9 protein-coding genes are annotated in these 13,724 nt (G+C 43.4%); 5 read left to right on the forward strand and 4 right to left on the reverse strand.

All coding sequences use genetic code 11. The features are described from left to right. Window positions 1-366: 366 nt before the first annotated feature. The 5 genes from ACO1PK_RS12345 (at window position 367) to ACO1PK_RS12365 (ending at window position 9,090) form a co-directional block, all read left to right on the forward strand. Window positions 367-4,314, forward strand: coding sequence for a hypothetical protein (locus ACO1PK_RS12345; RefSeq protein WP_423185916.1), 3,948 nt, complete (start codon window positions 367-369; stop codon window positions 4,312-4,314). Further along, entirely contained in the window at window positions 4,311-6,779 is a 2,469-nt protein-coding gene (locus tag ACO1PK_RS12350; protein ID WP_423185917.1) for a hypothetical protein, read from the forward strand. The genes ACO1PK_RS12345 and ACO1PK_RS12350 overlap by 4 nt, the downstream gene beginning before the upstream one ends. 257 nt (window positions 6,780-7,036) lie before the next feature. Further along, a complete protein-coding gene (locus tag ACO1PK_RS12355; RefSeq protein ID WP_423188216.1) occupies window positions 7,037-7,420 on the forward strand; it encodes a PIN domain-containing protein in 384 nt (127 codons plus the stop codon). 231 nt (window positions 7,421-7,651) lie between these two features. Beyond that, complete coding sequence (locus ACO1PK_RS12360) at window positions 7,652-8,617, forward strand: hypothetical protein (protein WP_423185918.1); 966 nt, start codon at window positions 7,652-7,654, stop codon at window positions 8,615-8,617. A 50-nt stretch (window positions 8,618-8,667) separates the two neighbouring features. After that, window positions 8,668-9,090 (forward strand): hypothetical protein, encoded by a 423-nt coding sequence (locus tag ACO1PK_RS12365; RefSeq protein ID WP_423185919.1) that lies wholly within the window; start codon window positions 8,668-8,670, stop codon window positions 9,088-9,090. A gap of 160 nt (window positions 9,091-9,250) precedes the next feature. On the opposite strand, the gene ACO1PK_RS12370 is transcribed toward ACO1PK_RS12365, so the two are convergent. The 4 genes from ACO1PK_RS12370 to ACO1PK_RS12385 form a co-directional block, all read right to left on the reverse strand. Further along, on the reverse strand, window positions 9,251-10,207 hold the full coding sequence (locus ACO1PK_RS12370) for a DMT family transporter (protein WP_423185920.1): 957 nt from the start codon (window positions 10,205-10,207) through the stop codon (window positions 9,251-9,253). A gap of 126 nt (window positions 10,208-10,333) precedes the next feature. Then, window positions 10,334-11,044: a PepSY domain-containing protein gene (locus tag ACO1PK_RS12375; RefSeq protein ID WP_423185921.1), complete on the reverse strand. Its 711-nt coding sequence runs from the start codon at window positions 11,042-11,044 to the stop codon at window positions 10,334-10,336. A gap of 39 nt (window positions 11,045-11,083) precedes the next feature. Further along, window positions 11,084-11,527, reverse strand: a complete 444-nt coding sequence (locus ACO1PK_RS12380) for a copper chaperone PCu(A)C (protein WP_423185922.1) — start codon at window positions 11,525-11,527, stop codon at window positions 11,084-11,086. A 155-nt stretch (window positions 11,528-11,682) separates the two neighbouring features. Further along, the gene (locus ACO1PK_RS12385) at window positions 11,683-13,191 is read right to left on the reverse strand and encodes a diguanylate cyclase domain-containing protein (RefSeq protein ID WP_423185923.1); all 1,509 of its coding nucleotides are present in this window, start codon (window positions 13,189-13,191) and stop codon (window positions 11,683-11,685) included. Between the last annotated feature and the right edge of the window lie 533 nt (window positions 13,192-13,724).

A 13,724-nucleotide genomic window follows, 5' to 3' on the forward strand; every position in this document is an offset into this window, starting at 1 on the left:
ACAGCAGTAATGAAAAGACTAAACTCTAATCTTCCCCCTCATCTTCGTAAGATGTTTAAATGTCCTACGTATCGAGGAATTTGTAATCAGCAAATAACTGGTCGATAAGTTGGTTGATACCGGCATTCACCATTCCTTTCAAATACACTTTCAGAATGCCACTACGCAGATTTTTTATGCTCTTTACTTGAGTGTCACTTTAGTCTTCAGATTAAGTTAAGAAAGGTCAAAAAAATTTTGCATTACTTTGCTGGTTAATTCTTGACCTGTTTTAGAAAAAGAGATATCAATTATTGGTCAAACGATGTGCGACCATATGGCCGCTCTAATTTAAACCTCGATAACCCGAAATGAATGAGGTGTAAGATGAACGATGCGTCACTGCAATCGTATAACGCTATTGTTGAGCGTTATATCACTGAGGCTATAAGCCTTGCTTCGCAATCCCCTAAAAGTAACAAACTAAAAAGGCGTGGTATCGCAGGGTTTGCCCAGTTGGAAGGTCCGACCGGAGGTGGCAAAACCAGTAGCCTATTTCGTGATGGCCATGGAGACGGGACTTCCCCAGTTCTTGAAACGATAAAAAAACTGGGTTATCAAGCAATCTTCGTGACACATCGATGGAACATTTTGCACGATGTCTATCATCAAGCCTCAGTTGCAAAAGATTCAGCTGGCTCCCCAATCACTGTTAGCGTGCTTTATGCTCAGGATGACAATTTAGTTGCGGCTATTACACAGCAGCCACTTCCCCATGAAAAGAATTGCCAATCTGCTGAACTCCCGTGTCCTTTTACCTCTATCGAAGTGATGAAGAGGGATGGCTCGCTATTCAATAAAGAACTTACAGATCAATTGCTTGCTGCATGTAAAAAGGTCAAGCAACTTTCGTCCCGAATTGAGAGGATGATGGGGCGTGCAGGGTCAATCTACCCACAAGAATATGTCGGTTTAGATGAAGAGAAATTGAGTCGTCTTTGCTCTCAAATTGAGCGTTTATTGTTGAAAAACATGTTCACGCTTGAGAAAGAGGTTAGGAACCAGAGTAGTAAATATGGAGCTGATAGCGAGGAAACCTGTGCTGCACAGAAGAGATTAGATAACTTCCGATCGAATACTTGGATTCGGAGGGTTTTTCCGGCTATTGCCTGGAGGGATCATCACCAACATTTGTTGGTGATGACGACTCAAAAATTGTTCTCATCTTTTTACGATGGGGCCCGTAAGGTGAGAATGTCCAGTGGGGATTTGTCGGGACACATTATTTTCATTGATGAATTTGATTATCAGGCCGACGTATTACAGCAACTTTTATCTCAGGCTCAGCTGGTACAGGAACCTCCAGAGTGTTTGGGGCAGCTGCTTGAAGCAGGGAAGAGACTGCTCAAAAGGCTACAATACGTTGACACCGATCCTATACCGACAATTTATGAAAGCTTGAGCCAATTAATTAAAGATTTGGAACAGGCTTTAGAAGATAAAAGGATCGACCTGTCTGATGCGAGAGCATTACTCGTACCCATAAACCAAAAAGATAACTTTAAGACACAGTTTCTTTTTCGCTCAGATCACCTTGTAACAAGCGACCGCCTAACAATGCAACGCGTTGAACACGGCTATGAAATTCAGGTGGTTAAGCCTGGCGACCCATTTGGCGACGATACAATACCTGTGGGTGACTTCCTGCGATTGATGGAACAATTTGTGCGTAGGTTTAGCCTCTTGGTGTCAGATATCGCCGTGGCGCAGGACGAAGCACAAGACTATCTGTTTAAACTAAGTCGATTACTGTTCGACTCAGCGAACGATTATCGTCCTTCCTATTACAGTTCTGCATTGCCAAATGTTTCCATGTTTTCTTTACCAAGATCGGATTTACCAGAGTTAGGTCAAATTCGTGAAAGCAATCTGTTACCAAATACACATGCAAATGTGTTTGGTTTAGCTAACTGGCTATTAAAGCAGAATGCAGCAGACGCTGATATTGATCCACTTCGGCTACAGATCAGGCGTGCTTTTTTGCCAACAACTCCCGAAGGGTTGCTTGTTTCGTTGTGCAGCAGAAACTTGGTTTTCGGATTGTCAGCGACATCTTTTCTGGAAAGGGCCGTTGGGTCATTTGATTTGAGGTGGGTGAGAAATGCGTTGATGTATGTTGCTGATGCAAGAGACGCCAGTAAGGGCGCAAGTTTTTTGGGTGATCAGTTTAACGACAGGCCTGAATCTTGGTTTAAAAAACCAATACCTTTTATTCAGAATATTGACCACAAGACACTGCAAAAAAATGTCATTAGACAGATAGTACAAACCAAGAAAAGCATTAGAAAGTCGAAGCTCTCGCTTCATGTAGATCCCGACTTGCCGACAGAGTTTGCGGTAGATATAGAAGAGTTAACTGACAGCCTTCCGGGGGCATTCTTCCAATCAGATGATTTTCCAATTAGTGAGTATGTCCGAGAGCATCGATTTAACGTGTTGGTCAACCTGATTGGTGTTATTGAGAAAGCGTCAAAGAGGTCTCATCATAGGGGACAATTAGTTTTTGTTAACTCCATTAGATATCTAAAAAAATGGTTGTTTGACGATCAAGCCGAGTTAAGTAGAAATAAGCAATCTTGGCTTAGTATTGTGGAACCCGCGTATTCGAAAAGAACTCTACCTGAGGTTTTTTCTGAGTTCGAAGATGTATTTGTGCCAGTGAAAGCCCATGACACAGAAATGCTGATCTGCTTGTTGACGGCGGAAAGCCAGAAACGCCGAAACTTTTACGAGGCATATCAAGCTGCATTTGAAACTGGGAGGACAGTCTTAGTTGTTACTCAAACTGCATCTGCTACCAATGGCGTCAATCTCGATTTCACCTTGCCAGAAACACAACAGCAAATGGATCTGACATGTCTGTACTTACTAGAGGAAAGACATTTCTATTTCTCAGTTTCCGACTCTGATGAAGTTGGGAGTGAGGTGGCCCATGCAGGATATCAACTGAGGAATCTTGAAAAGCTGATGCGTGCTGGCGAAATTTCACGTGATCAGCACCGAAAATTTATCCTGCCTGTTATGGAAAATAGCAGAAAAGGCATTGCGGAACTGAACGAACTTTATAAGCGCTCGGCGGACTATATAAAAAATACAGCGGCTGATATCCAGCAGCAAGTTGGGAGGATCGAGAGAGCCTGGGGTGAAGTTCCTTCTGTGGAAATCCATTTATCTGAGGAGTTGGCGAAGGTTCTGACGATATTTGCATCAACGCCTGAATATATAAACCATAAAAATCAAATATCTGACTTGAATAACCAACTACTTGAAGAACTAATTAGCAGGCAAGATAGCAAGGATATTGATTTGTTGTCGATGCTGATGACACCACAGCAGAATGGTGAAAACGCTGTGGAGATAGTTGAAATGAATCTTATCCCCGCAATCCGGGCATCTAGAGAATCTGCTTCTGATACCAAGGGTATTTCAGATCTTTGGAGTCAACTTGGTAAAGCTGTCCTCCAATTTGACTATGCCTGGAAGCCTTCGCGTAATCCGTTTGGTCTGGACTGCGAATTGTACAAATGGGCTTGTTTCGAGCGTCCGGAAGACAGTATAAATGGCCCGGTTTGGTTCAATCCTGATACCTGGCAGTTCTTTTCTAAGAAGTCGTCGCTCGAGCATGTAAAGTTCGACCCTGACAAGCTGTATGTGCATATCCGAAAATCACCAATAATTATCGATTGGTTCAATAAGAGAAGTTACCGGACATCAATTTTTCCTGCGGCAAATAGCCTTGAAGAGCAATATCTATTTCACCCTAAGATAGTGCAAAGGTTGCTACAAGGGCGGCTGGGTGAAGAGGCAATCAGGGCGTTATTAAGTGAAAAATCTATTACAACTTCTGCAAGGGTCATTGATTCAGGGGTTATGGAGCTATTTGATTTTCATGTGATTGGACAGCCCTATTATATCGATGCGAAGTACTGGGGAAGCGAGACCTTAAACGATGCTGATGAGGAGTATCAAAACTGGCTTAACTGCGGAGCAAAGGATTCTGACGCTCCTTTGGGGTTAATAGAAAAGCTTAGAGCTATTCGGACGGTGCTTGGTTCTGATGCAATTTTGGTTATTGCCAATTTTATAGGTAGGGACAAAAACAATCCTCTACATTGCTTCGATGATAAATTAAACCGGGTACGAGACACAGAAGCCTCAATAATAATTTTGGAAGGTTGTTTAACGTCTGAGCCTTATGAAGAATGTACGCTTGGTTTTGAACAGTTAACAAAATTGATCACAAACACTACCCAGAAAAAGCAAGGTGAACAATGAGTAAACAAGGAAATAAAGTAGCGTCTGGGTTTTTGCCTTTATCGCACATGGTATATGTAGATGGTGAAGTTAATGTCGAAAAGGCAAAGCAATTGGTTGTGTATCACTACGCATTGTCGAAGGGATATAAGTGGAAAGAATGGGAGACGCAACTTGACGAGCAGCTCTCTGATAAGTTCTATCCTTATTTAATGAAAAGCCATTTAGGGCAGTTTGGTCTGTTTGTCGCAGTAAATAGTGAATCAGATACCCCACCTAAAATTGTTAATTCTGATGGAGTTCATGTCGAGCCTCTACGCGTTGATTACACCCAGGAATTTAATCCTATTTGGATCCGTCTTCTGATGCGAAAAGTAAGGGTATTTGGTGTTCATTGTGAGGGAAGCCATACATTGGGCCGGCCTCTACTAAAATTAGATTCATGGAAGGGGCAATCTGGAGCCGGGATTTCTGCTATCGGCTTGGATTGTCGAACTCAGATGTTAAAAGACAAAACGGCAACTGAAGTTGTGCTTTTTCACGAAAATATTCCACTTAGGGAAGTAGCGGATGTAAACAATTTTCCTGCCAGGCAGTCATCTTTGTGGGTTTATAGGGACAATAAGGTATTGATGCGCTGGTTCCCTCAGCATAAGAAAAAACCAAAAGGACCAGTTTACCGAGAGATTTCAAAGAGCAAAAACAATAGGACTCAAAGGGCATTTCTCGATGTGAGCTCTAAAAGAGGTTTAGAGCAAAGCTGGCCTTGGATTCTGAAACCTATCCAAGATGAGTTCATTAAGGAAGCCAAGTTATATGGTTTTGAACTCAAACCAAAGGTATTACATTTAAAACCTTTACCGTTGAAAACAAAGTACAAAACCAGTGCTGAAAAGACATCTTTCACGAGTTTGGATTTGAGCAAGGAAGTATTAGTGGTAGACCTTCGTGTTTCATCAACTGCTGATAGCTCGGATTTAGTGAATTATTTACAAAGCCTCGTTGACAAGAAATCACTTGGTGCCAAGTTAATGTTGCAGCCTTCGGTAAATGAGCAAAACATCCAACAGCAAAATTTTTCAAGTGATCAGCGGGTTCTGGTTTTATTAGACCAAAAACCCAATATTGTCGGAGACAGGTATCCTTTAACGATTGCTTTGAGAACTAAAGTTGCGTGTCAGCATATTAATGTAAATCCGAATGACTTATTTCTAGACTCTGTAGAAAGCAATTTTCTGGCGCCAGCTGAAGATCCTGAGAGTGGCAAAGAGTATCTAATGCTTCAGCCGGGCTCCCTATATTTTGATTATGCGTTATCCGCAATATCTGCCAATCGTGACAATGAAAAGGCCCTGCTCAGGAACCTTGAGATCGCGTTAAAAGAATTAGAGCTGAAGAGTCTACTCCTAAACGAAAAGTCGAAAATTAGTGCTTCGTTGCCTGAGCAATCGTCATTCTTGAATGAAGACCTTATAGTGATTACCGATGGATATCTATTTACAGTCAAGGATGACCGGCCAGTCCTTGTTCCATTCGATCCATCAGATAAAGATCGCGTGAAACTTTGCGATATGGCGCTAAGCCGGTTTGATTGCTCTGTTGCGTCATTGCTTGCGTCACTTCAGTCTAAATGGCCATACAACTACAGGCCGGATGTTGTCATGCAAGGCTTTGGAAACCCTGCGGAAAAACTAACGCGATTTGCAGCAAAACTTACATTTGTTTTGTTTAAAGGTGAAACGACAACTGTGATGTTTCAAGACCCCAAATATGAGACACCACACATGATTCCACATGGGCTTGAGCTTGTGAGAGACATTTTAACAAAACAGGAAATCAGTTATAAGCTCAAAGAGTGGTTGTTACCGGCAAAAGGAACATTGGAGCAAGTAGTTAGCGAACTCGTTGAGGAAGAGGTTCTTAACCCATCTTTAGCTAAAAAGTTGCTCGAGGAATTAGACAACCTACTTGGCTATTGGAAAGAAACGCTTAAAGAGTTAATCCAAGCTGGCTATCAGGATTGTCTATATAAAGAGATTAAAAAACTGATGTTTAAGAAGTGGCTGGAGAACAAGAATCTATCGGTAGATGAAGGTAAGAAGAAAAAAACCGCTGATACTAAGTTGATTAGCGCTTGGGATGATCTTTTAAGCCGGGCATTGGAGCTCCCGCTCAAAGACATCAAAGGCTGGTTACGCAATGTTCCTGGCGTTCAGCGTCTTTGGTATGATGAAGAGCAGCACTACTTCGTAGTTGGTAGTCTCGCTTCGCCAAAATCGAAGATAAATCGTCAGCCAAGTATTCGACAATGGCACTGTTTAGCAGGCCAGTTTAACCCTGAACTGATAACGGCTCTTGTGGATGTTGATTGGGTTAGAGTAAATCAACTTGCTGGTAACCCGTGCGTTGCTGCTTTAATTCGTCGTTGGAAAGAATGTCAAAAGTCGCCAGAGCAGGCATTAGGTCATAATTTACTTCGCAAATAAGGGGGGGCTTTACCAGTACCTTCTTATCTGAATAAACTATTTCTAGAAGTTTAAGGCCATAAGCTGGCTAGCCGTTCATGTAGCCAGCCATACCCTACTTCTAATTCTACATTGATGATTTGATTTATCTTGACGACTAAACTGTTCGGCGTCAACAATCATGGGCGGTCATCCTAATTGTCGCGGAAACTAATTCTGATGTCGTTCATGCAAGTGTCACCGGCAATGTAAAAGTGACCCACTAACGACAATTTAAAATTGACCCACCTGAGGCAAGATTACCGCCGACATTAGTTGAATATGAAGATGTGTTTGAGTGTCAGAATGTTTTAGCGCTTTGTAAGCTTAACAAGGAACAACGACAGCTTTTTCTGGATGCTTTCTTGTCGGTGTGTCACTGGTATCAACTTTATTTTCGGTGGCGCCCCAATCTTTGTGATGAAGGGGATAATCATCTGGTTGAACTTGCTGTCGCAAGTAATGCCAGATATTTAGTGATCAATAACGTTAAAGATTTTCGGTTTGCGAAGTTAACATTTCCTGCGTTAGAGATAGTTAAGCCTGAGCTGCTATTGGAGATATTAAGATGGCAACCCTTACCATCAGAATGCCTGACGATAAAGCGGTCGGCGCCACATTAGTTTAAGCTCACTGAGATAGATAAACTGCAGACGGCAAATCTGCCGTGATCCTGAGCCTTGCCAAGATTTCGACTCGGGTGTGGTTAACCTAAAAAAGCGTAATATTTCATTAAAAAAACACGCCTGCTTATTTTGTTTTACAGTTTTATCCGGTTGTAGTAAGGTTTGGCCGATTAGCGTTAATCATAGTTAACGCTGTGGATTGGGAACTTTTATAACTAAGGAGCTGTGATGACTATGTTACGGACACTTTCCCGTCTACCTTCACCAAAATTCGATCAACAATTAGCTACCGGTGATCCTCACCTTGACGAGTATCTGCAGGCTCTTGACGCTGAGCTGGTGGGGGCCAAAACGGTGCGTAACCATACTTTAGCTGCAGTCCGACAGCAGTTAGTCGCACAAAAAGCGAGCTTAATTGCAGATGGCAAGGAGGCAACAGCTGCCAGTTTGGCCGCAGTAGAGCAGCTTGGCCCGGCAGCAGTTCGAGGTCAAGCTCAGCGTCAGGAGCGTCGAGCTTTTTACGTTAATATGATGCTGAGCACTGGGCTGCCGTATGCTGTATTTATGACGCTTTTTAATCTTAGCTCGGCGACAGCGCAGGAAAGCTCATGGTCCGGATATATATCGATGTTTATGTTTTATTTTGTGTTCTTCGGCAATGTTATGGCGGCTTTTTTAACCTTTGGTCAGGCACCGGCAAAATCAACACAACGTATCGAGTCCCTTGAGCCGGGTGAGGCATTAGAGGTTTTCTCGCCGCCCGCCAGTAAAACCGCTGCCGCAATTTTGATGCTGTTGATGCTGCTGGTTGGTATTGCCGCTTTACTTGGGATATTTAATATAGGCTTTATGGCGAGTACCCATATTGCTGCCAACCTGTTTATTGTTTATATCACCTGTGCCGGGATCCTTGGCGCAACAATAGTAAACAACCGGCTGTTGTTACAAGGAGATACCTTAATCAAGCAAAGCTTATTCTCTAGGCAGGTGATTCCGCTTACGCGGTTAGTGGCCGTTGAGCCAGCTCCTGGCTGGCAAGCTTGGTTTCGGATCGGTTTTGGCCAGCGTTATATTTTGCATTTTAGCGATGCCGGCGGCGGCAGTATTAAAACCTCGCTGATATTAAATCATGAAATGCATAATAGTGAGCAGTTACTGACCTTGTTACAGCAGAAAGTTAAACAAGTTAGCTGATTATTTTTGTCAGATAAGCTGATGTTGGGAGCTTTTAAGGGAGTGGTATTTTGGCAGGAATAGATTTTAGTCGTTACAGTGTAGAAGAGTTGCGCCAGGCACAAGAAAGTATCGACGCTGAACAATATCCGGAAAATTATGCCCGCTTAATGGCTGAGCTAGCGAAGCCGGAGCGGCAGCAACAAGAGCAGGCAGAGTTGCGCGCACAGGAAATTAACAGCCATGATGCGAAAATGGTATTAGCTCGCATTTTTTTGGTGATAACGGGTATCGGTACATTTTTTATGGCTTTTAGTTTTTATAGTGACGGGGTGATTACAGGTAAGTATGACCGCGTTATCGTAAGGCTGGTGGATAATCCGGTGGGATTTTATTTTGGTCTTGTTGTTACTGGCATTGTTGGTCTCAGTATGTTTTATGCGGGGCTTACCGGCAAAGGTTTAAAAAAGAATAGTAATAGCCAAAACCTGTAAATAGTTCAGCCTTAAAACCTACAAGTGGTGCAGCATTAAAATCTAGAGAACACGTTAAGCGATTTTATGCAGGCATTAGAGGCGGTAAGTGTATCGCAAAATGTTGTGCTGTTTACGAAGTTACTTGCCGCCTAGCTGAAAAGGTCTGTTTAAACTTGCTTTAGGTTTTTTCAGGCTCTGCGTCCTCTGCCACTTGCGTGGTATCAGCATTAGCAGCCAGCGGAACCAATTGCTGCTCCACTTTAGTAATTGCCTGTGCGACCACTTTGATCGGTTTATGCCGTAGTGCCAGCATTAAGCCAGTGAACATAATCAGCAGCACGCCAGCGCCTTGCAACAAACTTAACTGTTCGGCAAAGAGCAGCCAACCAGCGAGAATGACGGTTACCGGTTCCAGATAGGCTAGGGTGGCATAAACGCGCGTGGGTAAATGCTGCAAGGCGACAATGGCGCAGTAGATTGCTAAAAAGCCTGGGAAAATACCCGCCAGCGCAATCCAGATTAGGCTATCTGTGGTCGGTAGCGCCATATCACTTAAAAACGGCATTACGCAGCAAGCGCCGATCAGTAACTGATAAAAGGTGCGTTGTAATTGCGAATGGCCGTGCTGCGGCCGGCGGTTTAATAGCAAAAAACCACTGTATGCCAGTAGCGACAGTAGGCCAAACACTAAACCCGGTAACTGCTCTGCGTCCAGCACCAGTTGAAACTGAAACTGCTGCAACATGGCAAACCCCAAAAAGGATAGGGCGATAAGGCCAGTATCGGGTAAATCTAGCTTTTCCTGCAGCAGCCAGTGCGCCACTACAGCCGATAGCGGCGGCGCCAGATAGACCAGCATAATGGCATTGGCTAGGCTGATATATTGGATAGCACTAAGAAAGCACAACATAAAGCTGGCTAACAGCACACCGTTTAACGCAATACGCCAGTCGGGTTTAGTCTTTAACACTGCCAGTTTGCCGCTAGCTAGCAATAACAACAATAGGCAAAGTGCGCCCACTGCCAACCGATAAAACGTCAGTTCGGCGGCAGCCAAGCCACTTAACCTAGCAATAACACCACTACTGGCCATCGCCACTGCCGACACCAGCGCCAGCAGCATATAAAACCCCATGACTTACCTCAAATAGTAACAGCAGCACACTCGATAAAATTATGCCGGTTTTCAGTGGGGTTTACGAGCGGCACTTTTAAGCTTGTTTTAGCGTTAGATGTTGCAGGTTTGCTTGCTTAGTAAGATTTATCGGTAAAATTTACGTTTTGGCCTATAGCGTTGCCACAGCAGCACTAAACCTGTCAGGGTAAACAATAGCGCGGCTGCGGCCGTGGTGATTAACAGCGGATTATTAAAGTTACTCCGATCTTGATAATCCATAATATGTAGCATCCAGAAAAAATCGAATAAGCGCCAACCGGACGCTCTTACGCGCTGGACTAAGCCTGTTGCTGGATCGAGATAAAATGTCGTGTTATCGGTGTCATTAAATTGCACCTGCCAAAGTGGTGCACTGAGGTTTTTCACTTCCTGCGGTAACGCTGTTAACAATGCTGCTTGACTCATTTGGCCGTTACCGAGGTATTGCGCGCGGGCAAGTTGTTGAATATCGGCTTCTGTCAGCAGATCTATTTGCTCGCCACTGTTAGCATTATAGCGAAACTGCTGATCTGCATCTGTAACGACATACACCGGCGCTGCGATCAGCGTATTGTTAGAGGCAATCAGTTGTTGGCTAAAAGCTAAGGTGGCCGACGGACTGTGTTTTGCTAAAACGGCTGCTGGCGCGACAACGGCGTCTTGCCAGCTACTACTGACACTTTGACGAAGATGCTCTCCGCGGACCTGCTCAATAGGCATAATGGCCATCACTAAGCCACTTAAAAACCAAAATAGGATTTGTATGGCTAGGATTAGGCCGAGCCAATTGTGCAGTTGTCGGGAAAGCTTAAGCATTTACTTTGTGTTGCCGCTCAATACGTGACTATTCAACCATTAACGTCTTGGCATCGCGGTAAGCGGTAGCTCAAGTTCTTTGGTTGTGTTGTCGGCAAAATAGAGCGTAACACTGACTGTCTCACCCACAGTTAAAGCAACTTGTGGTTCAAACAGCATTAAATGCAAACCACCAGGTTGAAACACTAAGGTTGCACCCGGATCTACGCTTATTGCTTCAACTTCCACCATCCGCATTACATCATCTTGCTTGATGTGCTGATGCAGCTCTACTCTGGCAAAGGCTGGACTGCTCGCTTTCACCAGCTCTACCGCTGCGGCGCTGTTATTGACCAAGCTAAAATACCCCGCGGTGACGGTACGGCCAGGCATTGGAACGCGCACTTCACCCTGCGTAAGTTGGAGTTCAGCCGCGCCTGCAGTACTAGGCAATGCAGTGCTTAACGTGACAAGAAGGGATAATGACAATAAAAATGATCGCATAATTGGGCCTATCTTATTGTTAATAAATTAAAAGTAATTTAATGACAAACGGGCATATTAACAAGCTTTACCCTAGCTACTGCTACAATATGTCGCAGTAGTCTCAAATGTCGTTGGTTTATGTAAATAGATAATCCACCCACGCAAAGATTGTGCTAAGAATTGCCATGGTATTGGTAGCGATCTTTCCCCGATTTTTTGGCGCGGTACATGGCCGCATCTGCCTTTTGTAGTAGCGTTTCAGCATTTTCGGCATGCCATGGGAAGAGGCTAACGCCGATACTGGCCGACACCTGTAGCGACTGTTCTTGATAAAGCATCGGTGTTGTTGCGGCTGCTAAAATGCGTGCAATCATGGGATCGGCTGCTGTGCCGCTATCAAATCCTGATAAAATTGCGACAAATTCGTCGCCGCCAATACGCGCCAGCGTATCTTTGCCTCTAATAGCTGCAGACATGGCTTTGCCAATATGGCATAAAAACGTATCGCCAAGCGCATGGCCGAAGGTATCATTTATTGGCTTAAAGCCATCTAAATCAATATAGAGTACCGCAACCAAACTATTATCACGCTTGGCATTTAGCATGGCTTGATTAAGACGATCCATCAACAATACCCGATTCGGCAGTTGTGTAAGATTATCGTAATGAATCATTTTTTCTAACTGCGCTTGCTGCTGTTTTAATGGGGTAATATCGGTAAATACGCCAATGTAAGTGCTTTGCTCCTCGCTATCGCCTGGCACTTTGCTGATAGTAAAACGGGTGATGTATTGTTTGCCACTTTTACCCGTATTGCTGGTTTCACCGGTCCAAATCGAAGTATTGTCCAAATGTGCTGCCAGATCCCATTCTTTTGATCCCATCTCACACTCTGCGTTTAATAAGGGTGGCGTGCGGCCTAGGATTTCTGGCAAAGTATAGCCGGTAAGCCGCGTAAAAGATTGGTTAGCATCCAGCACTCGCCCTTGCTGATCGAGCAAAATAATACCATCGTGCGAGTGATGAAAGACACTGGCGGCTTGCCTTAGCAGCATTTCTTGTTGTTTGCGTTGCGAAATATCTCTGGCTGAGCAAAACAGCAAAGGCTCACCATCAATTTCTACACCAACTGTATTAATTTCAACAGAAATTATACTGCCATCTTTTTTACGATGCAGTGTTTCAAAGGTACTAATGGTGTCGCGAAGATCAGGAATGTTGTTGACCAGTTCTTCTCTAGACCACTGTGCATCCCAATCAGCAACATGCAGCTTGGTAATTTGGCTACTGTGGTAACCTAAATGCTGACAAAATGCTTCATTGGCCAGCACTAATTCACCTTTTAAGTTTAAAACATGAATGCCATCACCTGCAGCAAGTAATAAGGCCTGGTTGTTTTCAGACTGCTTTTTAAGCTCCGCAGTGATTTGATGATGTTTAGCCATTTGTTTGCGTAAAATATTGTTTAAACGGCAATTATGAATAATGGCGAACACCACCAAGCCTAATAAAATCAGCACGAGGAGTTTTAAAAACAGTGAACTAGTGGTGGTGGTTTTAACAATAGGTTCTGATAACGACAGGGTCGTTGCAAAGCCAATACTTAACAAGCAGGTACTGAACAATAGCGTTTTAGCTTTGTAGATGAAAAGGGAAGTAAACAGTAGTCTGAAGAAATGCATAGAGGGTACTCCCTAGATATCTAATTATCTTATAGCTTGGAAAAATAAGTTAAGTTAGTTGCGTATCGTCTATGAAGGGCATTGCAGGTACTGGCTGAGGATGTAGGCTAGTGGCGATGTCTTTGGGGTATGGCATGACAGCGTCCCATTAGTAGCTAACATAAAGTTATACCTTTAACGCATTTTACCCTCCTGTTTCTCACTAAGTTGTCAATTCAAGCGTCTTGGTTTAATCGTGAATACTAAGCCGTTTATCGCTTTTTTTCAGTGTAATCCTAATTGAACTGAAGTAAATGAAAAACGAAATATTTTGCTTAAATTCCCCGAAACACTACCAATTTCGTCGAAAAAGTGTACAAAGTTGACGTTTGTATTAAAACGTAAGCTTGTTTTACAGATTTAATGCGCTTACAGATAGTATCTTTATTAAGAAGTAATGCTCATAAAACACCTATTGCCTCTTTTCGTGCTGCGTGTTTTTTGTGCATTTAACTTGTGTTGTAGAAAAACTAGATTACTCTCAATATAGGTAT

The organism is Alishewanella sp. d11 (assembly GCF_049390205.1).
In the GTDB taxonomy this organism is placed as follows: Bacteria; Pseudomonadota; Gammaproteobacteria; order Enterobacterales; family Alteromonadaceae; genus Alishewanella.

Coding starts and splice junctions, on each gene's coding strand:
- ACO1PK_RS12345 (WP_423185916.1), top strand. CDS start 367: ATGAACGATGCGTCACTGCAATCGTATAACGCTATTGTTGAGCGTTAT.
- ACO1PK_RS12350 (WP_423185917.1), top strand. CDS start 4,311: ATGAGTAAACAAGGAAATAAAGTAGCGTCTGGGTTTTTGCCTTTATCG.
- ACO1PK_RS12360 (WP_423185918.1), top strand. CDS start 7,652: ATGACTATGTTACGGACACTTTCCCGTCTACCTTCACCAAAATTCGAT.
- ACO1PK_RS12370 (WP_423185920.1), bottom strand. CDS start 10,207: ATGGGGTTTTATATGCTGCTGGCGCTGGTGTCGGCAGTGGCGATGGCC.
- ACO1PK_RS12375 (WP_423185921.1), bottom strand. CDS start 11,044: ATGCTTAAGCTTTCCCGACAACTGCACAATTGGCTCGGCCTAATCCTA.
- ACO1PK_RS12380 (WP_423185922.1), bottom strand. CDS start 11,527: ATGCGATCATTTTTATTGTCATTATCCCTTCTTGTCACGTTAAGCACT.
- ACO1PK_RS12385 (WP_423185923.1), bottom strand. CDS start 13,191: ATGCATTTCTTCAGACTACTGTTTACTTCCCTTTTCATCTACAAAGCT.